Here is a 21773-nt window from a genome sequence, read left to right as displayed (position 1 = left end):
TGCCCCGCCGTAAGGGACTGACCGCCGAAGACAGTGAGCTCTGGGCCTTCGTCACCCGGGAAATCACCCCGCTGAAACGCCGTCGCCGCAAGCTGGCCGTCGCCAAGGCCGCGACGAAGGCAGCGGAAACGCTGCCCGAGCCGGAGAAGACGCCCGTCAAATCGCCCGCGAAGCCGAAATCCGCGGCCAGCCGTCCGGTCAAGCCGCCGCCCGCGCCGCCGATACCGCCGATAGCGCCCATCGACAAGCGCGAGCGGCGCCAGGTCGTGCGCGGCACACGCGCCATCGACGCCAGGATCGACTTGCACGGCATGCGGCAGGCCGAGGCCCACGGCGCCTTGCGCGGCTTCCTCGCCATTGCCCAGATGCGCGGCTATTCCATGGTGCTGGTCATCACCGGCAAGGGTGGTGGCGGAGGCGGTGACATGGCGTTTTCGGGCGACGAGCGCGGGGTGCTGCGCCGCGTGGTGCCGCAATGGCTGCGTATGGCCGATCTCAGGCCGCTGATCCTCGGCTTCGAGGAGGCGCATCACGGGCATGGCGGCAGCGGCGCCCTCTATGTCCGGCTTCGCCGCATCCGCAGGCTCGGCGAGCGATGACCCCCTTCGGTGCCAGATTGCGCGCCCTGCGCGCGGCCCGCGGCCAGAGCCTCAAGGCGATGGCGGAGGCGCTTGGCGTCTCGGCGGCCTATCTGTCGGCCCTCGAGCATGGCAAGCGCGGGCAGCCGACCTGGATCCTGCTGCAGCGGATCATCACTCATTTCAACATCATCTGGGACGAGGCCGAGGATCTGCAGCGCCTGGCCGCGCTGTCCGATCCGCGTGTCGTGGTCGACACCGCCGGCCTGACGCCGCAGGCCACGGAGCTTGCCAACCGGTTGGCCCAGGACATCGCGAAACTGCCCGAGGTGGAGGTCGAGGCGATGCTGGCAAGATTGAAGGCGATCGATGGCGCATGAAGGCTGGAACTCCAGGCGTGCCAAATCGCACCGCGTCCCTCTTCACAATTCGGTCTTCCTGCGCGCATAAGGCAAGCCGTTCGACAAGAGCCGGTATTTCGGGAGTTGGTGTGTGACGGCGAACAAGGACGAGAACAAGCAGACCGCGAGATTGCTCGTCCTGCCGCCTGAGAATGAGAGGCTCTCCACCGTGCGGCGCCTGCTGCGTCGCGTGCCCTGGCGCTATGTCGGGCCGATCCTGTCGATCGGCCTGTTCGTCGGTGCACTCGTCGTGCTGGCCTCGATCCTGCGCGGTGTCGAACCGGAAAAGGTGGTGGCCGCCTTCACCGCCACGCCTACGGTGGCGATCGCCCTCTCGATCCTGTTCACCGCGCTCTCCTATCTCGCCTTGACCGGCTATGACGGCCTGGCCCTGCGCCAGATCGGCGCCAAGGACATTCCCTATTCCACGGCGGCCATCGGCTCCTTCACCTCCTATGCGATCAGCTACACGCTCGGTGTGCCGCTGCTGACCGCCGGCGCCGTGCGTTACCGGGTTTACGGCGGGGCCGGTCTCTCCGCCCCGCAGATCGCCGCCCTGACCCTGGTATGCACGCTGACCTTCTGGCTCGGCATGGGCGCGGTGCTGGCGCTCGGCCTGGTGCTGGTGCCGGGATCGGTGGCCGGCGTCGACCATTTGCCGCTCTCGCTCAACATGTCGATCGGCGTCGCCATCATCGCGGTGATCGTCGGTTATGTCTTCTATGTCTCCACCGGCCGGCGCGTGGTCGCGGTCGAGGGATGGTCGATGCCGCTGCCGGGCGGCAAGGTCACCGTCGCGCAGATCGTGCTCGGGGTGTTCGACGTCTGCGCCGGTGCGGGCGCGCTCTACATCCTGCTGCCGGACCAGGCGGCGAACGTACCCTTCTTCACCTTCATGGTGATCTATGTGCTGGCCGCATTCCTCGGCGTGCTCAGCCATGCGCCCGGCGGCATCGGCGTGTTCGAGACCACGATGCTGATCGCACTGCCGACCATCGCCAAGGACGATCTGCTCGGCCGCATCATCCTCTATCGCGTCATCTATTATTTCGTGCCCTTTGCCCTCGCTTTGGCGATCCTGGGGGCCTATGAGCTGGCGCGTCGCCGCCATGTCGTCGGCAAGATGGTCGACCAGGTCGCCGGCATCATGAAGCCGCTCGCCCCGATCCTGGTGGCGGGCGCCATGTTCCTGGCCGGTGGCGCCCTGCTGATCACCGGCGCGGTGCCGGCCACCGAAGCCCGGCGCATCCTGCTCACCACTCTGGTGCCGCTGCCGGTGGTGGAAACGGCCCATATCATCGCATCGCTCTCGGGCGTGGCGCTGCTGTTCCTGGCGCGCGGCCTGATCCGGCGCATGGAAGCCGCCTGGCGTACCGCGATGATCGTCCTGGTGATCGCCACCGTCGCCACCCTGCTGCGCAGCGCGGACTGGCGCTTCATGCTGACCCTGTGCTGCGCACTCATGGTGCTGGCGCTCAGCCGGCCGGCCTTTCCGCGTGGTGCCTGGCTGTTCGGCATCGATTATTCGCCGCTCCTGCTCGGTGCCATCGCCGCCATGCTGGCCGTGACGGTATGGATCGGCTTCTTCGCCTTCCGCTTCGTCGACTACACGCCGGAGCTGTGGGTTACCTTCGGCTATGGCGATGAGATGTCGCGCTTCCTGCGCTCGACCAGCCTGGCCGTGGCAGCCGCCGTCGTCATCGGTATCCTCAGCGCTTATTGGAAGGGCGGCATCGCCCTGGTGCCGGCCGCTTCGATCGACATATCGGGCCTGGTTGCGCGGGTGCCCTCGGCGGAGGCCCGGCTCGCTTTGCTGCCAGGGCAGATGCTGCTCGCCAACGACCAGGGCAATGCCGCCATGGTGGTGGCCCGCGCCGGGGCCTCCTCGATCGCGCTGGGCGATCCGATGGGCGACCCTGCCATGGTGCAGGACCTGCTCTGGGTCTTCGGCGAAAGGGCCGAGCAGCAAAGGCTGTGGCCGGTGATCCTGTCCGCCTCGCCGCGGATGCGGGCCGATTATCTCGAGGCCGGCCTGACGCTGACGCCGATCGGCGACCATGCCAGCCTCGATCTCACCGGCTTGGCGGACGAACCCTATGCCGGTGCCAATGCCATCTTCTCCTGGGCCGATATCCATGCCCTCAGTCTGGATCTGGTTCCGGCCGGTGCCACGGCCACCATCATGCCGACGCTGGAGGCCGTGTCCCGCTCCTGGCTTGCCGGTACCGGGCGAAGCGAAGGCCACTTCGTCGTCGGGCGTTTCTCGCCCGGCTGGATCCGGACCAATGATTGCGCCATCCTGCGCCGGGCCGGCGCGGTGGTCGGCTTTGCCGTGGTGATGCGCAGTGCCGACAATGAGGAATGGGCCGTCGACATCCTGCGCTATCTGCCGGAGCTCGGCATCTCGACGCTCGATTTCATGCTGCTTCGCCTCATCCGCCTCGCCAAGGCACGGGGAGCGAAGCGCTTCGATCTCGGCCTCACGCCCAACCCGGCTCAGGCCGGGGAAAATCTCGGTCCGGCCTGGCAGCGCGTCACGCCGCTGCTGTTCCGTTTCGGCGACCACATCGCCAATTTCGACGCGCTGCGCGGTTTCAAGGCGCGCTTCAATCCCCGCTTCGAGCCGCGCTACCTGGCCTGTACGGCCGGTTTTGCCCTGCCGCACATCCTGCAGGACGTCACCACCTTGATCGAAAAGGGACCGGAGAAAAACGCAGTGACGGCTGCTTCCTGAAACATCCGGCCCAACCCAATGCGGTTCTATGGGAGGCAAACATCCTCAACTTGTCATAGCCGGGCCGTGACCCGGCTATCCAAAAGCTCCTGGCGCGGCCGGATTTGGAGCTGGATTGTCGGGGGCAAGCCCGGCAATGACGAGGCGCGCGCATTCCCCAACGCCTAATGCGGCCGCAGCGCCGCTCAATCGAGAGTCCATGGCATGAAACTGCTTTCGCGAGCCGGCTTGATCACCTGTCTGGCACTGCTGCCGCTCTCCGCTGCCTGGGCGGCGCCGACCTATCTGTCGTGCCGTTTTCCCAATCCCCGGGGGGAGCCCCAGATCTTCAATTTCGCACTCGACGCCTCTTCGGGAACGCTCGGTGTCCATGTTCCCGAAACGGGCAGCGAGCGAAGGGTGAAGGCGGAGTTCGGGACCGACAGGGTCACGGCGAATGAGGGGGCGGTGGCATGGGAGATCGATCGCTCCAAACGGGCAGTCATCCGTGACAAGAGGATGGTGGGAGAGAAGGACCGTGGGGTCTGCAGGGAGATTTCCGTTCAGGAAAGCGGCTTCGGACAATAGGGGCAATCCCGCCCCGAGGTATAAACGCCTTGCCGGCAGCCTTGACAAACGGGGATACCGGGTCGAATATTGTTAGTATACAAACGAATTTGACCCGCCTTCGGGAGCTCGCTCCATGCCATCCTATAGTGAGTTTTCCGCCCATAGCGAGTTCGAGGCACCGGCTCCGGCGGTCTCGGCGGATGGCAAGATCCGCTGCGATGCCTGCCCGGTGATGTGCTACATCAAGCCGGGCTTGGCCGGGGCCTGCGACCGCTATGCCAACGACAACGGCACGCTGGTGCGAGTCGATCCGCATATTCTCCTGGAACGCACCGTTTCCGAAGGTGGCGATCTCGTGCCCTTCGGCGGCACCAAGGGCTGGGACGGCTCCCTGGTCCCGAATCCGGAGAAATTCGTCACCGCCATCGGCGCGGGCACCACCTATCCCGACTACAAGCCGGCCCCCTTCATCGTCTCCTCCGAGGTCGAGGGCGTCGACATGGTTACGGTGGTGACCGAAGGCATCTTCTCCTATTGCGGCGTCAAGGTGAAGATCGACACCGATCGCTTCGTCGGCCCCGAGCAGAGCACGGTGCGGGTGAACGGGGAGGCGGTCGGCCACGTCACCACCGGCGAATATGGCTCTCAGATGCTGTCGCTGGGCGGCGTGCATCACCTGACCGGCGGCTCGAAGAAGGAAGGGCGCGTCACCTGCGATGCCCTGCTCGATCTGTGCAATCGCAAACCGGTCGAGATGACCGTGGATGGCGGCGCCACGCTGGTGATCGAGGCCGGCAAGGCGCCCGTCGTCAACGGGCAGCTCGAACAGCGCATGCGGGTGGGCTGCGGTTCGGCCACCATCGGCATCTTCGCGCGGCAGTGGCTCGGCAAGGCCGACGAGGTGGTGGTGGTCGACGACCACATCACCGGCGTGCTGTCCGAGCACCAGGCCGGCAAGCTGCTCGACATTCCGGATACGGGCATCAAGCTCAAGGGGCGGCGCTCCACCCCCGGGCGCTATTTCCAGGTGGCGGAACCGGGCACGGGCTGGGGCGGCACCAATATCGACGATCCTCTTGCCATTCTCGGCCCGTTCGATCCCAAGACCGCCTGGCCCGGCCTGCGCCTTCTCATGGTGAGCACCACCGGCGAGCATCACGGCTATTACGAGCTCGACGAGGCGCTGCAACCGGTGCGACGGGATCTGCCGGGGGCCCTAGTCGAATCCGTGGAGCGCATTGCCGAGAATTGCGAGCCGGCCCTTTCCACGGTCCTGTTCATCGGCGGCGCCGGCGGATCGCTGCGGGCCGGCGTCACCGAAAATCCGGTGCGGCTGACGCGCTCGGTCAAGGATGCGCTGACCTATGTCACCTGCGGCGGCGCCCCCGTCTATGTCTGGCCCGGTGGCGGCATCACCTTCATGGTCGACGTCACCCGCCTGCCGGACAATGCCTTCGGCTATGTGCCGACGCCGGCTCTGGTGGCGCCGATCGAATTCACCCTGCGGCTCGACGATTACGAGGCGATGGGGGGCCATATGGGCCATGTCAGGCCGCTCTCCAGCCTGCGCCAGGGGGTCGACCTCGCCCAGCGCGCCGACAATCCCTGGCCCTTCGCGCCCCATGCGGCCCGGAGGTCGCACGGATGAGGGCCGGGCCGCAGGCGTCGCTCCTGAGCGATAACAGGCGCCTGCATTTGCAGCACGGGCCCATCGACCTCATCATCGAGGCGCAGGCCGAGCCCGCAGCGGTGCAGGCGGCCTATGGCGCCGCGATCCAGCGTTTCGACGGGCTGCTCGAGACGCTCTGCGAGGAACTTCCGCTGCTGCGGGCGCCCCAGGCGGTAGACAGCGTGCCCGCGCAGGGCGTGGTTGCGCGGCGCATGCAGGCCGCGGTCGCGCCCCATGCCGGCAGCCATTTCATCACCCCGATGGCGGCGGTGGCTGGTGCCGTGGCAGACGAGATCCTGGCGGCGATGTGCGCGGCGGCGCCGCTGCGCCGCGCCTTCGTCAACAATGGCGGCGACATTGCCCTGTATCTCGCCGAGGGAGAGGACTTCGCCATCGGCCTGGTCGACCGCCCCGACAGGCCTGGTCTGTTCGCCCGCAGCCATATCACGGCGGGCGAGGGGATCGGCGGCATCGCCACCTCCGGCTGGCGCGGGCGCAGCTTTTCGCTTGGCATCGCCGATGCCGTCACCGTGCTGGCCGTGGATGCCGCGGCGGCGGATGCGGCCGCCACCATCATCGCCAATGCCGTCGATATCCCCGGCCATCCCGGCATCCTGCGGGTTCCGGCTTCCTCCCTTCAGCCCGACAGCGATCTCGGCGAGCGCCCGGTGACGCGTGCCGTCGGGCCTCTCTCGGACGGGGACATCGCCACGGCCCTGCGGGCGGGGGAAGCGAAGGCCCGCAACCTCATCGACAGCGGGCTGATCCGCGCCGGTGCCCTTCATCTTGCCGGCGTCACCGCGCTGGTGTCGACTGCCAACACTTTGCTGCAACCGAAAGCCGCCTGACATGCCCGAAATCGTCCTGCGCAAGCGTGCCGTCATCGTCGAAGATATTTTTCATGAAGGCGGTCCCGTCAGCGCCGTGCCGCTGAAGCGCGGCGCCATTCTGAGCGTGATCCACAACCCCTTTGCGGGCCGCTATGTCGAGGAGATCGCGCCCTTCATGGAGGAGCTCAAGCCGCTCGGCGTCGAGATGGCTGGCGCCCTGCTGGCGGCGCTCGGCGGCAAGGCCGGGGATGTCCAGGGCTATGGCAAAGGCGCCATCGTCGGCTCTGCCGGCGAGCTCGAGCATGGCGCGCTCTGGCATGTGCCCGGCGGCTACGCCATGCGCGAGATCCTGGGGGACGCCAAGGCGATCGTGCCGTCGGCCAAGAAGCTCGGCGGTCCCGGCACCCGGCTTGACGTGCCCGTCACCCATATCAACGCCTCCTATGTGCGCAGCCATTTCGACGCCCTGGAAGTCGGCCTCGCCGATGGGCCCAAGGCCGACGAACTCCTGCTGGTGCTGGTGATGACCACGGGGGCACGCATCCATGCCCGCGTCGGCGGCCTCGCGGCCAAGGATGTCAAGGGCCTGGACGGGCTGCGGTAAGCCGTCGCGACCTGCACAATCCAATCTGGAAAGGAAACGCCGCCATGCCCGCCAGCATCCGCAAGCTCGTCACCTTCGTCGAGGAAACCAGGCGCGAGATGGACCGTCCCGTCGACCCGCCGACGAGGCGGGCGGCGGCGATCGCGGTGATCGCCAATCCCTTCGCCGGCCGCTACGTCGAGGATCTCACGCCGCTGGTGGAGATCGGCGAGGAACTCGGCGCCTTGCTCACGCAGCGCGCGGTCGACGCCCTCGGCATCGAAGGGCCCGATGCCGAGAGCTATGGCAAGGCTGCGGCCGTGGGTGAGAATGGCGAGCTCGAACATGCCGCTGCCATCCTGCACCCCAGGATGGGCACGCCGGTGCGCAAGGTGCTCGGCAAGGGCGCGGCCCTGATCCCGTCGGCCAAGAAGCGCTGCGGCCTCGGTGGCGTCCTCGACGTGCCGCTCGGCCACAAGGACGCGGCCTATGTGCGCAGCCATTTCGACGCCATGGAAGTGCGCGTGCCCGATGCCCCCCGTGCCGACGAGATCCTGGTCGCCATCGTCGTCACCGACAGCGGGCGCCCCCTCCCGCGTGTCGGCGGCCTGACCAAGGCCGAGATCAAGGGCGAGGACGGCTTGCGATAGTGCACCGACAGCGATACGTTCGCAGTCCCAGTCAGGGTGTTGCCGAAATCTTGTAACGCCGCCAACTTTCCGGATAGCCTGGTTGCAACGTGGATATTGCCGCTGCCCAACCGCAGTTAGATGCCTGTTTGCTCCGACATCATTTCGCTCCTTGCGATCAGAGGATCGACCTCTTCCCTGGCTTCCATTGGAGTCTTGGAGGATGAAAGTTCATGGAGCACTTTGGCAGACAAATTGTCGTAGACATTTTGTCTGCCGTAGATTTCGGCAGCTTGCCTGCTCCTGTCAGCTGTCTGGCTGCTCATACTGGATCTAGCCTCGATCCAAAGCAGATACTCACCACTTGATCTGCTTGAGCTTTGTATTCTTCCCAATGGGAATTTCAAACATTGAAGGCGCCGCAACCAGTTTGGTAAACTGCTCAAGCTCTGGCCACTTCAAAACGATGGTGGAAGCGATCAAATGGCTTGGCGATTTTTGATATGCTGGTGCCAGCACGAAGCCGTGTAAGCCCGCTGATCGCAGCGCAGCCCTTTCCGCCGGGTTCTTTAGCACTCGGCTATCCCCGGTCACGAAGATCCACACTTCGGGCGAGCTACGAAGATGATTGATCCAATCGACATCTTTCGCATTCCGTCCACCTGGCAATCCAGGGACATCCTTTATGTGAAATGCCCGATGGCCGAGGTGCGTAATATATCCGTCCAACGTCGACGCGAGCACAGGTGAAGTGCAATTGTCGAACATGACGTTCAAGCAGCGAGGCCTTTCTCAAGCAGCGCTTCAAATTTCATCGCTCGTTTTACGGACGTGAGGGGTACGTCAAACGCCCGCGCAGTTGGTCCAGCGCCTTCGGCACGTGCAGCAGCAGCAAGAACGCTTGTCGGTACACTGGAGGCTTCATCAATAGGTTGCCCGAACGACCGAGCCGGATCGACAATGATCCGCTCTCTATAACCGACAGGCCACCAGAGCGATGGTGCACCGCTATCGTCGAACTCCACGCCCTTCAGCGAGCGCTCAATAATATGCGCAAACGCGTACTGTCGATGAAATGTGTTCAGAAGCTTTTCTTGCTCCGAACCATCGGCAATATCATCAATAACTCGAAGAAATATGTCTTTGCCATCGGTTTTAAACCGATCGGTCGAAAGCGGATGGTCGTAACCGTAGACGTCCCGGGCGACTTCAATAGCTGCCCGGATGCGCACGGCGGAGACACCGTGCTTGATGAATTCTGCCGCTACCTTCACTTCCATCAAGTCTCGAAACCCGAGGTAAGTGTGACCGTCTTCCAGATCAACCTGCGATTGCCACAACGGCTTGTAGGGTCGGCCCTTTATCGTGTGGCCGTTCAGCCAGCGAACGATCTTCGCCGCCGGCACGCGCGTTAAACGCGCTGCCTCTGCAGGTGTGTAAAGACCGACCCCGATAAGCTCGCTCATAACGTCTCCAATCGTAGGCATATGGTCAGTGGCGCTGTGGTCATGTCAATATTGATTTCAGGCAACAGCCCTTGGGTCGCCAGGCTAGGTCCCCTTCGCCTCTTCCTCTCCGGCCAACGAGGCGGTTCCAAGGGCGGACGTCGCGACATGCAAGCATGTCGCTGTGTCGTCCGCGGTCCCAGTCGCGGTGTTTCCCAAGCCTTGCAAGATGGCCTTGACGCCGCCTTGCCCGATCTGTTCCCTGGGGCATTGCCGATGGCACGGCTTCGGTCGACGGTCCGGCGCAAGAGCGACAGGGAGCCTCGACGATGCGATTTTCTCTCCGGCCGATGCTTGCCGGCCTCGCATTCGCGCTGGTCTGCTGCACGGCCCTGTCGGCGCCGGCCCTGGCGGACAAGCGCATTGCCCTGGTGATCGGCAATTCGGCCTATCGCAATACGGTGCCGCTGCCCAATCCCCGCAACGATGCCACCGATGTCGCCAAGGCCCTGAAGGCCGTCGGCTTCACGGTGGTCGAGGGCTACGATCTCGACAAGCGCGGCATGGACGATGCCTTCAGGCGCTTCGCCAACGAGGCCGATGGCGCTGATGCGGCGCTGTTCTATTATGGCGGCCACGGCTTCCAGTTCCAGGGCGCGAACTATCTGATGCCCGTCGACGCCAAGCTGACCGGGGTCGGCGACGTCAATTACGAGATGGCGCGGGTCGACGACATCCTGTCCGATCTGCAGCGCGCCAGTGGCGTGCGTATCGTCATGCTCGATGCCTGCCGCGACAATCCGCTCGCCCAGCAGCTTTTGTCCAAGGCGAGCCCGACCCGCTCGATCGGCATCAGCCGCGGCCTCGCCCGCATCCAGCAGACGGCCGGCAGCGTGATCGCCTATTCCACCCAGCCCGGTGCCGTCGCGGCTGATGGCGGTGGCCGCAACAGCCCGTTTGCCGCGGCCTTTCTGGGAGAGGTGGGCAAGCCTGGGGTCGAGATCGGGGCTCTGTTCCGGCGTGTCGCGGCCAATGTCTACAAGGCCACCAATGAACGTCAATTGCCAGAGGTGACCTTCTCGCTGCTCGGCGATTTCTATTTCGCCGGCGGGGCTGCAGCCGCCACCACTCCGCCGCCTGTGTTGCCCACGCCCGCGCTGCAGGCGCCCGCTCCCGCGCCGCTGGACGCGGCTGCCCGGGCCGCGCTGGAAGGATGCGACAAGATGGCGGCTTCGCCGCAGGACATGGACCGCCCCTCCGGCGTGCCCGGTGTCGAGTTCAACCGCATCCAGCCCCGGCTGGCCGTCGAGGCCTGCCGGGCGGCCCTGGCGGCCGCTCCCGAGGATCGGCGGGTGCAATTCCAGCTGGCGCGGGCGCTCGATGTCGCCGGCAGCGATGCCGAAGCGCGGGACCTGCTGACCAAGGCCGCCGCCGCCGGCTCGGTCTCGGCCATGTCGGACCTGGCCTTGATGCTGGAGACGGGCGAAGGCGGGCCGGCGGACCTGCCGCGTGCCGTGGCCCTGTTCGACCAGGCCGCCGCGGCCGGCAATATCTCGGCCATGCGCAATATCGCCATCGAGTTCGAGAACGGCACCGGTCGCCCGCGCGATGCCGTGCAGGCGGCGCAATGGTATCGGAAGGCCGCCGACACCGGTGACCCGCAGGCAATGGGCTTCCTGGCCGTGCTCTATCTGCAGGGCACGGGCGTACCCAAGAATGCCGCCGAGGCTCGGCAATGGATCGACAGGCTCGTCGAGACCGAGCACACCCAGACCATGCTGCGGGTCGGCTATGTGCTGCTCGGCCAGACCGGCGCGGTGAAGGACTTCGCCACGGCCCGCAAGCTGTTCCAGCGCGCCGCCGAACTGGGCGATGGCGATGGCAACGTCATGCTTGGAAACATGGCGGCCAACGGCATTGGCGGGCCGCGCGATTTCGGCAGGGCAGCGGATTTCTTCGAAAGGGCCGCGGCGATCGGCAACCTCAATGCCAAGGCCAGCCTGATACCTTTCCTGATGGCGGGCGCAGGCGGCATCAAGCGCGATCCCGGCAGGGCGGCCGATTACGGCCTGGAAGCGTTGCGGGGCGGCTCGCCGGTGGCCCGGGGTCTCCTGATCGACAAGGCCTCGACCTCGCTCACGCCACAACTGCGCAAGGCCGTCGAACAGCGGCTGGCCAAGGCCGGCCTGCTCAATCGTGCCCCCGACGGCAGCTACGGAGCCGACACGCTGGCGGCGCTGCAAGCCTTCGTTCTGGCGAAATAAGCCTCTTCGCTGGCGGATCTGGCCTGTTTCTGACGATACAGGCAGGAATCGCAGGCTATGCCATCAACAGGACAGTAATGCCCAACAGGAACTGTCCCATGCGTCTGCGTCTTGCCCTAGCCGCCCTCCTGGCGAGCGCCACCCCGGTCCTGGCCGCCGACCTCGGCTACACCACGGCCGAGCCGATCGCTCCGGTCGTCCCCTATAGCTGGACCGGCTTTTATGTCGGTGCCCATGCCGGCGCCGTGTTCGGCAATGCCAAGATCAGTGCCGATACGGGCGGCTATCGTCAGAATTTCAACAGCACCGGTTTCATCGGCGGCCTGCATGCCGGCTACAACTACCAGTTCGAGAACAATCTGGTGATCGGCCTGGAAGGCGACATCGACTATACCTCCCTGTCGAAGACGCATCATAGCGTTGCCGGTGCCGTTCCCTACAGCGTCCGCTTCAAGAGCGACTGGCAGGGCTCGATCCGCGGACGGGTCGGCTATGCCTTCGACCGCTTCCTGCCTTATCTGACCGCCGGCGTCGCCTTCGCCAATCAGAAATACAACGTCAACGCGCCCGGCCTCGGGGCCTTTTCGGCCAGCACCACCCGGGCCGGCTGGACCGTCGGCGCCGGCCTCGAATATGCCCTCAACGACAATTGGTCGGTGCGTGGCGAGGTGCGCTACAGCGATTTCGGCAAATGGCGGATCCGGGCGGCCAATCCGGGCAAGGTCCGTTTCCACGAGACCACGGCCCTGCTCGGCGTGAGCTACAAGTTCTGAAGGAGAGGGGCCGGGCGGGCGACGATCGTGGCGTGATCCCACCAGGGGTTGCGGCGGATACGGCGGTCCACGATGTCGAATCCGGCCTCTCGCAGTTCCGCCAGGAGGGCCGGCAGGGGCCTGAGCGTGCGTGTGGGAATGCCGACATCGACGAGGCATTGGCGTTCCGCATCATAGCGGGAGCGGGCTTCGGGCGAACGCGGCGGTCCGCACATGGTACTGGCGACGAAGATGCCGCCGGGCTCCAAAATGCGGCGAACCTCTGCCAGACAAAGGCCGCGGTCTGCGCCAATCAGGCAATGCAGGCAGGCGCCGTCGAAGACCAGGGCGAAGGACGCCGTACCGAAATCGGGCATGGCGCGCACATCGCCCTGGATGAAATGGCCGCCAAGCCCGGCGGCCTTGAAGATCTGATGGGCCCAGCCGATGGCCGTTGGCGAAATGTCGATACCGTGCACGCCGTAGCCGCGTTCGGCCAGCAGCAGGGCTGCCATGGCGGCATTGCCGCAGCCGAGTTCGAGGGCAGGGCACGGGGCAGGCGGCAGGAGACCGGATTGCTGAAGGTCGTCCAACATCGCAGCGAGCTTCAGCCGGTTGCCGGCATGACAGTCGCCGGCCCAGCCCGGCAGGCCGGCTGCGCGCAGTTCCCGGTATCGTTTCTCGTAGTCCTGCATGCCTATCCGGAGGCTCGACCTTCCGCCGTGTTTACGTCAAACTTCGCGCTGACCTCAGGGAAGCAAGCGTGAGTCTGGGGGAATCATGAAGAGCGTTCATGGCCTGATTGCCATCACATTCATCGCGATCTTAGGGATTCTTTCAACCGGTCCGGGCGGTTCCGCGTACGCCGCCGGCACCTGCGAGCACCGAGCCGCGCCGGTTGGGGCGAGCGGCAAGCGGGTGGCGGTGATCGTCGGCAATGGCGTCTATGGCAACGGCATTCCTGCCCTGCCCAATCCGGCTCGGGATGCGCAGGCCGTGGCCAAGGCGATGGGGGCGCTCGGCTTCGAGGTCTTCCTCGCCGGCGATGCCGACAGCGCGAGCCTGCAGAACTGCCTTGCCACCGCCTATGCCGGTGCGGCCGGGGCCGATGTGGCGATGTTCTATTATTCCGGTCACGGCATCCAGATCAGGGACGAGAACTATCTGGTGGCCACCGATGCCACCTCGAAGGATCTCCAGCATGGCTTCGTGCCGGTGCAGCCGATCGTCGATACCCTGCAGAAGGGCGCCAAGGCGACGCTGGTCTTCCTCGATGCTTGCCGCAACAATCCGATGGCCGAGGGCGGCCAGGCCGGGCTTTCGGTCTCGACCGGGCGCGGCCTTGCCCGGGTCGAGGGGGCGGGGGCTGCGGCGGCGCCCGGTGCCGTGCAGGCGCGCGGGCTGATGGTGGCCTATGCCACCTCGCCCAATGCGGTGGCGCTCGACGGCAAGGGTGAGCTCAGCCCCTTCACCGGCGCCTTCGTCAAGGCGGTCGGCACCTCCGGCTATTCGATCCAGCGCATCATGAGCGATGTCACCAAGGCGGTGGGGGAGGAGACCGACTGGGCCCAGACACCCTGGATGAAGTCCTCGCTGACCGACGAGCTCAAGCTCGGCGGCGGCCAGACCCTGGCCGAGGCCCAGTCGGTCTCCAACAATCATGCCACCCGTTCGCTGGAACTGCTCTACCAGGACAGTGACAAGCAGGCGGCCATCATCGAGGCGCTGAAGGGGCTGCCTTCCCAGTCGGACGATACTGCGCTGAAGCGCTTTCCCAAGGCCTATCTGGCGCTCTACACCGCCGTTCAGAGCCGCCAGATCAAGCTGCCCGTCGACACGGGCAAGACCATCCTCTGGACTGCCGTCTCGCCGCTGGACCGCGTTGGCCTCCTGGCGTCCAGTGCCGACTACCAGTCCGGGGAACTCGATTTGTGGTCGACGGACAAGGGCAAGATCGTGGCGAGGTTGGCTCTTGAGACGGGCGCCCGCAATCTGCTGTTCAGCCCACACGGCAAGTTCCTCGCCGTGAGCTCCTCCGGCAAGGTCTCGGTCTTGAACGGGCTTGATGGCACCAAGCTGTTCGACCTGCCGCGCGAAGGCGCGGTCTCCATGATGGATTTCAGTCCGGATGAGAGCCGTCTGCTGCTGGCGGGCGACAATTCCGGGTTCCTGACGGTCACGGACGTCGCCACGGGCAAGCCCATGATCCGCATCAAGGAAAGTGCGCTTGGCCTTGGCAAGGTCAACGCCTCGAAAGTGGCTTCCGCCGTCTTCGGCGGCAATGATGCGATCTGCCTCAGGCTTCAGGCCGACCTGATCCGTGCGCAGAAGGCACCCGGCGGGAATGCGGTGGCTATATTCGACCTGCGCGAGAGCCGCACCACCCATCTGCGCTCGATCGATGCGTCCATCGAGCGCGTGTTGTGCGATCCCACACGCAAATATCTGATCGGCGCTTCTTCCATCGGCTTGGGCGATGGGCTCCTGGAGATCTGGGATCTCGCCCGCGATGAGATGACCGAAGTCAAGACGACGAACGAGAAGGTCGACGGGCTCGATCCAAGCGGGCGCTATGTCCGGACGACGGATCTGAGCGGGCGCAAGGGCGGCTTTGTGTATGAACTCGCCACCGGCAGGAAGGTGAATCTTGCCGCCATTCCTGACGGGTTCCAGAATTCCGGGCCCCTCGTCTACAATATGTCGGGCGGGGTCGTCGGCCTGGACATGGCCTCGAATCCCTGGCGCGACTGGCCGGATGAGAGCCTGTTCGGACCAAGCCTGGTGCAGAAGGCCGAGGCGGGATTGACCCCGCCGCAACGCCAGGAAGTCGCACGCGACCGGGTCACCTTTGCCGAGGTTGCCACCGTACCGTAGAGCGGCGTCGGCGTGGACCTTGTGTCGATTTCAGCTAGGCTTCCTGCGGAAGCGGCCTTTGCTTTCGGGGGATACCGGGAGGCAGCATGGAAAACGACATCTACACGACGGCCTTGCTGGCCATGGGGGGGCTGCTCGTCGGCCTGGGGCTGGTGGTTGCCATCCTGTGGGGTTCAGCGGCCTGGGAGAGGCGGCGGCGCCTTTCCAGGCGGCGGGGCTCGCGCCCGCTCTCTTTCATTTTTGCGGCGTCGGAGTGGGATCCCGGCGGCCCCGATGCTCAAATCGGCGGCGGGCATGGCGGCTGGGGTGACGGCGGACATTGAGGCGGCCGCATCGGGCATGCCCAGGCCCGCCGGGGCCGTGCTGCGGTCGCCAGAGCCAGGTGGTTACACATTTTCGCGATCGTGTATTGACGTTAACGTAAACTGAATGTATCTCCCCATTATCTGCAAAGCGGGGGTCTCCGATGTCACTGAGCGAGATGGCATTCGCCGAAGAAGCAGCCGACCTGCGCAAGGGTGGACAGCGCAAGGAACAGTTCACCATCCATGAACTGGTCACCGAGTTCGAGGTGACCTCGCGTACCCTGCGTTTCTATGAAGAGAAGGGCCTGCTGATCCCCACCAGGCGGGGGCAGGAGCGCATCTATTCCCGTCGCGATCGTGCGCGCCTCAAGCTCGTCCTGATGGGCAAGAGCGTGGGCTTCTCGCTGGAGGAGGTCAAGTCGATGCTCGACCTCTACGATCTCGGCGATGGACAGGCCACGCAGCTGCGCGTCGCCCTCGAGCGGTTCGAGGAGAAGCTCGCCGAGCTCGACCGTCGCCGCCGCGACATCGACCACGCCTATGCCGAACTCAGCCATGCGCGCGACATCGTGCGCGGCCGTCTCGGCCGCCAGCAGAAATAGTTCAACAGGAGCAGACCGATGCCCAGCTACAAGGCTCCCGTGGAGGATGTGATGTTCCTCCTCAACGATGTGCTCGACATCAACAGGTACAACAATCTTCCCGGCTTCGAGGACGTCTCGCCGGAGACCGTCGGCGCCATTCTCGGCGAAGGCGCCAAGATGTGCGAGGAACTGCTCCAGCCCCTCAATGCCAGCGGAGACCGTGAAGGCTGCATCCGTTCCGACGACGGTACGGTGACGACGCCGGATGGTTTCAAACCGGCCTACCAGGCCTATCGCGAAGGCGGTTGGGTCGGCCTGCCGGCGCCCGCGGAATATGGCGGGGCAGGCCTGCCCTCCGTGCTCAACTCGGTGATGCAGGAATTCGTCTCGGGCGCCAATCTGGCCTTCGGCATGTATCCGGGCCTGACCCAGGGCGCCATTGCGGCTCTGCTCGAGCATGGCAGCGACGCGCAGAAGCAGACCTATCTTCCCAAGATGATAGCCGGCGAATGGACCGGCACCATGAACCTCACCGAGCCGCATTGCGGTACCGATCTCGGCCTGATCCGCACCAAGGCCGTGCCCGCCGGCGATGGTTCCTACAAGATCTCCGGCACCAAGATCTTCATTTCCGCCGGCGAGCATGACCTTGCCGACAACATCGTCCATCTGGTGCTCGCCCGTATCGAGGGCGCGCCGGCCGGCACCAAGGGCATCTCGCTGTTCGTCTGCCCGAAACATCTGGTCAATGCCGATGGCTCCCTCGGTGCCCGCAACAAGGTCTCCTGCGGCAAGATCGAGGAGAAGATGGGCATTCACGCCAATGCGACCTGCGTGATGAACTATGAGGAGGCGACCGGCTATCTCGTCGGCGTCGAGAACAAGGGCCTCGCCGCCATGTTCGTGATGATGAACGAGGCGCGGCTGGCCGTCGGCATGCAGGGCCTGGCGCTTGGCGACGTCGCCACCCAGAACGCGGCTTCCTATGCTCGTGACCGCCTGCAGGGCCGTGCGCTCACCGGTGCCAAGGAAACCGACAAGGCGGCCGATCCCATCATCGTGCACCCCGATGTCCGGCGCACCCTGATGACGGCCCGCGCCCTCAACGAAGGCGGCCGCGCCCTCGCGCTTGCCACCGCGCTGCAGGCCGACATCCACCGCCGTTCGCCGGATGCGGCCGCCCGCCAGGCCGCCGACGATCGCCTCGGCCTGCTGACCCCGATCGCCAAGGCCATCCTCACCGAGAACGGCCTGCAGAATGCGATCAATAGCCAGCAAATGTTCGGCGGCCACGGCTATATCGCCGAGGTCGGCGTCGAACAGTTCGTGCGCGATGCCCGCATCACCCTGATCTATGAAGGTGCCAACGGCATCCAGGCTCTCGACCTCGTCGGCCGCAAGCTGCCGCGCGACGGCGGCCGCGCCATGATGGCCTATCTCGGCGAATTGAACGGCTTCCTCAAGGCGCATGAGGCGGATGAGGCCCTGAAACCCTATATTGCGCCCTTGAAGGCTTCGGCCGGCCATCTGCAGCAGGCGACGATGTGGCTGATGCAGAATGCCCTGGCCAAGCCGGACAATGCCGGCGCGGCCTCGACCGATTATCTGCATCTCTTCGGCCTGGTGGCGCTGGGCTATATGTGGGCGCAGATGGCCAAGGCGGCCCTGGCGAAGGGGGAGAGCGATTTTGCCAAGAACAAGCTGGTTACGGCGAAGTTCTTCGCCGACAGGCTGCTGCCGGAAACCGGGCTGCGCCTGGCTCGCGTGACCGCCGGTGCCGGCGACGTGATGGCCCTGTCGGCCGAGGCGTTCTGAGCTTTTTCCTGGGATCGCAGGCATCTCAGCGACATGCTTGCATGTCGCGATTGCCTGCTCTTCTGGAACCGTTGCGTTTATCGAAAAGAAGCAGGCAGGGATGCCCGCGATCCCAGGAATGGGGAGGACCCAATGAGCGAAGCCTTCATCTACGACGCCGTGCGCACGCCGCGCGGCAAGGGCAAGGCCGATGGCGCCCTGCACGAGGTCACCAGCCTGTCGCTGGCGAGCCAGACGCTGCGGGCGGTGGCCGAGCGCAACGGGCTGCCGGAGAATGCGGTTGAAGATGTGATCCTCGGCTGTGTCGATCCGATCGGCGAGGCCGGCGGCGACATCGCCCGCATCGCAGCGCTCCATGCCGGCCTCGGCGAGAAGGTGCCGGGCGTGCAGATCAACCGCTTCTGCGCCTCGGGACTGGATGCGGTGAACCTTGCGGCCGGCCAGATCGCCGGCGGCCAGAAGGACCTCGTCGTCGCCGGGGGCGTCGAGAGCATGTCGCGCATCGGCATGATGGCCTCGGGCGGCGCCTGGGCACTGGATCCCTCCAGCGCGGTGCCGACCTGGTTCATGCCCCAGGGCATCTCCGCCGATTTGATCGCGACCAAATACGGCTTCTCGCGTGACGACGTCGACGGCTATGCGGTGGAATCGCAGCGCCGCACCGCCCAGTCCTGGAGCGAGGGGCGCTTCGCCAAGTCGGTGATCGCGGTCAAGGACATCAATGGCCTGACCATCCTTGACAAGGACGAGCATATGCGTCCGTCCACCACCATGCAGTCCCTGGCCGCCCTCAATGCTTCCTTCGTGCAGATGGGCGAGATGGGCGGCTTCGATGCGGTGGCGGTGCAGTCGCATCCGGAGGTCGAGAAGGTCAGCCATGTTCATCATGCCGGCAATTCCTCCGGCATCGTCGACGGTGCTTCGGCCGTGCTGATCGGTTCGGCGGAGGCCGGCAAGCGCCTTGGCCTCAAGCCGCGCGCGCGCCTGCGGGCCGCCGCCTCGATCGGTTCGGATACCGCGCTGATGCTGACCGGCCCGGTCGACGTCACCGAGCTCCTGCTGCGGAAGGCCGGCATGAGCAAGGCTGATATCGACCTCTACGAGATCAACGAAGCCTTCTCCTCGGTGGTGCTGCGCTACATGCAGGCCTTCGACCTCGATCCTGCAAAGGTCAATCCCTGCGGCGGCGCCATTGCCATGGGCCATCCGCTCGGGGCCACCGGCGCGATGATCCTGGGGACGGCGCTGGACGAACTCGAGCGCACCGGCAAGTCGACCGCCCTGATCACGCTGTGCGTCGCCGCCGGCATGGGTGCCGCCACCATCATCGAGAGGGTGTGACCTCTTTTCCTTCTCCCCTTGCGGGAGAAGGTGCCCCTGAAAGGGGCGGATGAGGGGTCTTGCGGCCGTTCATCCGGAATCGAATGAGCCTTCGAAACCTTGGGAGGTTTCGTCCACCCCTCATCCGGCGCTGCGCGCCACCTTCTCCCGCAAGGGGAGAAGGAAATTGGCTGGAGCCATCCATGAACCTCACCAATTTCCGCTTCGATGTCGACAGCGACGGCATCGCCCTCGCCACCTGGGACATGCCCGGCCGCTCGATGAACGTCATCACCGTGGAGGTGATGGAGGAACTCGGCCAGATCCTCGAGCGCGTCACCGCCGATGCCGCCATCAAGGGTTGCGTCATCGCCTCGGGCAAGGACGCCTTTTCCGGCGGCGCCGACCTCACCATGCTCGAGGGCATGGGCCAGCGCTATGCCAAGGCGCGGGCCGAGCTCGGCGAAGAGAAGGCGATGGAGACCTTCTTCGCCGAAAGTCGCTTCCTGTCGCAGCTCTATCGCCGCATCGAAACCTCAGGCAAGCCTTTCGCCGCCGCGATCAACGGCGTCTGCCTGGGCGGCGCCTTCGAGCTGACCTTGGCCTGTCACTACCGCATCGGTGCCTCCGACAATGACAAGGCCCGCGTCGGCCTGCCCGAAGTCAAGGTCGGCCTGTTCCCCGGCGCCGGCGGCACCACCCGCGTGTCGCGCCTGATGAAACCGGACCAGGCCCTGCAGATGCTGCTCAAGGGCGACCAGTTGCGCATCAGCCAGGCCCAGAAGATGGGCCTGCTGCACGCCGTCGCCCCGCGCGAGGAGCTGGTGGCCAAGGCCAAGGAGTGGATCAGGGACGGCGGCTCGCCCGTGGCCCCCTGGGATGTGGAAGGTTTCCGCCTGCCTGCAGGCCCTGTTTATTCCAAGGCCGGCATGATGGTGTTCCCGCCGGCCAACGCGCTCTATCGCCGCGAGACCTACGACAATTATCCGGCAGCCCGCGCCATCCTGCAGACGGTCTATGAGGGCCTGCAGCTGCCGTTCGACCGGGCCCTCACGGTGGAATCGCGCTATTTCGCCCATGTGCTGCGCTCGACCGAGGCGCGCTCGATGATCCGTACCTTGTTCGTCTCCATGCAGGAGCTCAACAAGGGCGCGCGCCGTCCGGCCCTGCCGCCGACCAGCCTCAAGCGCGTCGGCGTGGTCGGCGCCGGCTTCATGGGGGCGGGCATCGCTTACGTCTCTGCCCTGGCCGGGCTCGAGGTGGTGCTTGTCGACCGCGACCAGGAAGCCGCCGACAAGGGCAAGGCCCATTCCGACGGCCTGATCACCGGCCAGATCAAGAAGGGCCGCGCCTCGATGGCGGACAAGGAGGCCCTGCTCGGCCGCATCACCGCCACGGCGGATTTCGGTGCGCTTGCCGGCGTCGACCTGATCGTCGAGGCCGTGTTCGAGGATCGCGCCGTCAAGGCCGAGGTGATCCGGAAGATCGAGGCGGTGATCGGCAAGGACACCGTCTTCGCCTCCAACACCTCCACGCTGCCGATCACCTCGCTGGCCGAGAACTCGGCTCGTCCCGAGCAGTTCATCGGCGTGCATTTCTTCTCGCCGGTTGACAAGATGCTGCTCGTCGAGGTGATCAAGGGCGCCAAGACCGGCGACAAGGCCATCGCCGTCGCGCTCGACTTCGTGCGCGCCATCAGGAAGACGCCGATCCTGGTCAATGACGGCCGCGGCTTCTTCGCCAATCGCTGCGTGCTCAACTATATTCGCGAAGGCCATCTGATGCTGGGCGAGGGCGTGCCGCCGGCGATGATCGAGACGCTCGCCCGCGCCGCCGGCATGCCGGTCGGCCCGCTCTCGCTCAATGACGAGATCGCCATCGATCTGGCCTGGAAGATCCTGCAGGCCACCAAGAAGGACCTCGGCGAGGCGGCCATCGATCCGATGCAGGAAAAGCTGCTCGACGCCCTGCTCAACCAGCATGGCCGGCTCGGCCGCAAGAACGGCAAGGGCTTCTACGATTATCCGGCCGGCGCCTCCAAGCGGCTCTGGCCGGGCCTGGCGGACCTGCAGCCAGTGAAGCTCGATCCCGACACCATCGACAAGGACACGCTGAAGCAGCGCTTCCTGGTGGTGCAGGCCCTGGAGGCGGCCCGCACGGTCGAGGACGGCATCATCACCGATATGCGCGAGGCGGATGTCGGCTCCATCCTCGGTTTCGGCTTCGCGCCCTTCACCGGGGGAGCCCTGTCCTATATCGACGGCATGGGCTCGAAGGCCTTCGTGGCCCTGTGCGACAAGCTGGAGGCGGCCTATGGCCCGCGCTTTGCGCCCAACAAGCTGCTGCGCGACATGGCCGTGAAGGACGAGCGCTTCTATCAGCGCTTCAAGCCGGAGAAGAAGGCGGCGTAACGGCTTCTGGGATCGCAGGCATCTCAGCGA

General features: G+C 65.6%; 19 protein-coding genes. 16 read left to right on the top strand and 3 right to left on the bottom strand.

Annotated elements, in window-relative coordinates:
* From BA190_RS34345 to BA190_RS34310, 8 genes are all read left to right on the top strand, one after another.
* Positions 1-599 (top strand): Smr/MutS family protein (locus BA190_RS34345; protein ID WP_068299546.1); only part of this gene is annotated, 599 nt, incomplete at its 5' end.
* Positions 596-958, top strand: a complete 363-nt coding sequence (locus tag BA190_RS34340; protein ID WP_068299543.1) for a helix-turn-helix transcriptional regulator — start codon at positions 596-598, stop codon at positions 956-958. The genes BA190_RS34345 and BA190_RS34340, both read left to right, overlap by 4 nt.
* Before the next feature lie 112 nt (positions 959-1070).
* The gene (gene mprF, locus BA190_RS34335; protein WP_068299540.1) at positions 1071-3713 is read left to right on the top strand and encodes a bifunctional lysylphosphatidylglycerol flippase/synthetase MprF; all 2643 of its coding nucleotides are present in this window, start codon (positions 1071-1073) and stop codon (positions 3711-3713) included.
* Positions 3714-3917: 204 nt separating this feature from the next.
* Complete coding sequence (locus BA190_RS34330; protein WP_068299537.1) at positions 3918-4280, top strand: hypothetical protein; 363 nt, start codon at positions 3918-3920, stop codon at positions 4278-4280.
* A 115-nt stretch (positions 4281-4395) separates the two neighbouring features.
* Entirely contained in the window at positions 4396-5910 is a 1515-nt protein-coding gene (locus BA190_RS34325; RefSeq protein WP_068299533.1) for a 6-hydroxynicotinate reductase, read from the top strand.
* Positions 5907-6779: a UPF0280 family protein gene (locus BA190_RS34320; RefSeq protein WP_068299530.1), complete on the top strand. Its 873-nt coding sequence runs from the start codon at positions 5907-5909 to the stop codon at positions 6777-6779. The genes BA190_RS34325 and BA190_RS34320 overlap by 4 nt, the downstream gene beginning before the upstream one ends.
* A gap of 1 nt (position 6780) precedes the next feature.
* A complete protein-coding gene (locus BA190_RS34315; RefSeq protein WP_068299527.1) occupies positions 6781-7365 on the top strand; it encodes an amino acid synthesis family protein in 585 nt (194 codons plus the stop codon).
* Between the two features lie 44 nt (positions 7366-7409).
* Positions 7410-7994 carry an amino acid synthesis family protein gene (locus BA190_RS34310; protein ID WP_068299523.1) on the top strand — a complete coding sequence of 195 codons (585 nt, stop codon included), beginning with the start codon at positions 7410-7412 and terminating at the stop codon, positions 7992-7994.
* Positions 7995-8330: 336 nt separating this feature from the next.
* Here the strand turns inward: BA190_RS34310 and BA190_RS34300 are convergent, their stop codons facing one another.
* Together BA190_RS34300 and BA190_RS34295 are read right to left on the bottom strand one after the other, a co-directional pair.
* Positions 8331-8741, bottom strand: coding sequence for a hypothetical protein (locus BA190_RS34300; protein ID WP_068299556.1), 411 nt, complete (start codon positions 8739-8741; stop codon positions 8331-8333).
* Between the two features lie 5 nt (positions 8742-8746).
* Positions 8747-9439 (bottom strand): hypothetical protein, encoded by a 693-nt coding sequence (locus tag BA190_RS34295; RefSeq protein WP_082980260.1) that lies wholly within the window; start codon positions 9437-9439, stop codon positions 8747-8749.
* 308 nt (positions 9440-9747) lie between these two features.
* On the opposite strand from BA190_RS34295, the gene BA190_RS34290 reads away from it, so the two are divergent.
* Positions 9748-11682, top strand: coding sequence for a caspase family protein (locus BA190_RS34290; RefSeq protein WP_082980259.1), 1935 nt, complete (start codon positions 9748-9750; stop codon positions 11680-11682).
* A 98-nt stretch (positions 11683-11780) separates the two neighbouring features.
* Positions 11781-12455, top strand: a complete 675-nt coding sequence (locus BA190_RS36370) for an outer membrane protein (RefSeq protein WP_068299507.1) — start codon at positions 11781-11783, stop codon at positions 12453-12455.
* Here the strand turns inward: BA190_RS36370 and BA190_RS34280 are convergent.
* A complete protein-coding gene (locus tag BA190_RS34280; protein ID WP_068299506.1) occupies positions 12443-13129 on the bottom strand; it encodes a class I SAM-dependent methyltransferase in 687 nt (228 codons plus the stop codon). The genes BA190_RS36370 and BA190_RS34280 overlap by 13 nt on opposite strands.
* 85 nt (positions 13130-13214) lie before the next feature.
* Between BA190_RS34280 and BA190_RS34275 the strand changes: the two genes are divergently transcribed.
* The 6 genes from BA190_RS34275 to BA190_RS34250 all read left to right on the top strand — a co-directional run bounded on the left by BA190_RS34275 (position 13215) and on the right by BA190_RS34250 (position 21743).
* On the top strand, positions 13215-15308 hold the full coding sequence (locus tag BA190_RS34275; RefSeq protein ID WP_068299503.1) for a caspase family protein: 2094 nt from the start codon (positions 13215-13217) through the stop codon (positions 15306-15308).
* 86 nt (positions 15309-15394) lie between these two features.
* Positions 15395-15631 carry a hypothetical protein gene (locus BA190_RS34270; RefSeq protein WP_068299502.1) on the top strand — a complete coding sequence of 79 codons (237 nt, stop codon included), beginning with the start codon at positions 15395-15397 and terminating at the stop codon, positions 15629-15631.
* Between the two features lie 143 nt (positions 15632-15774).
* Positions 15775-16215 carry a MerR family DNA-binding transcriptional regulator gene (locus tag BA190_RS34265; RefSeq protein ID WP_082980258.1) on the top strand — a complete coding sequence of 147 codons (441 nt, stop codon included), beginning with the start codon at positions 15775-15777 and terminating at the stop codon, positions 16213-16215.
* A gap of 18 nt (positions 16216-16233) precedes the next feature.
* Entirely contained in the window at positions 16234-18012 is a 1779-nt protein-coding gene (locus BA190_RS34260; RefSeq protein ID WP_068299498.1) for an acyl-CoA dehydrogenase C-terminal domain-containing protein, read from the top strand.
* Positions 18013-18144: 132 nt separating this feature from the next.
* Entirely contained in the window at positions 18145-19353 is a 1209-nt protein-coding gene (locus tag BA190_RS34255) for an acetyl-CoA C-acetyltransferase (protein ID WP_068299494.1), read from the top strand.
* 182 nt (positions 19354-19535) lie between these two features.
* Positions 19536-21743: an FAD-dependent oxidoreductase gene (locus BA190_RS34250; RefSeq protein WP_068299492.1), complete on the top strand. Its 2208-nt coding sequence runs from the start codon at positions 19536-19538 to the stop codon at positions 21741-21743.
* Positions 21744-21773 lie beyond the last annotated feature (30 nt).

The sequence above is a fragment of the Labrys sp. WJW genome, from assembly GCF_001676615.1.
GTDB classification, from domain to species: Bacteria; Pseudomonadota; Alphaproteobacteria; order Rhizobiales; family Labraceae; genus Labrys; species Labrys sedimenti.
This window is presented reverse-complemented; position numbering and strand designations above follow the sequence as displayed.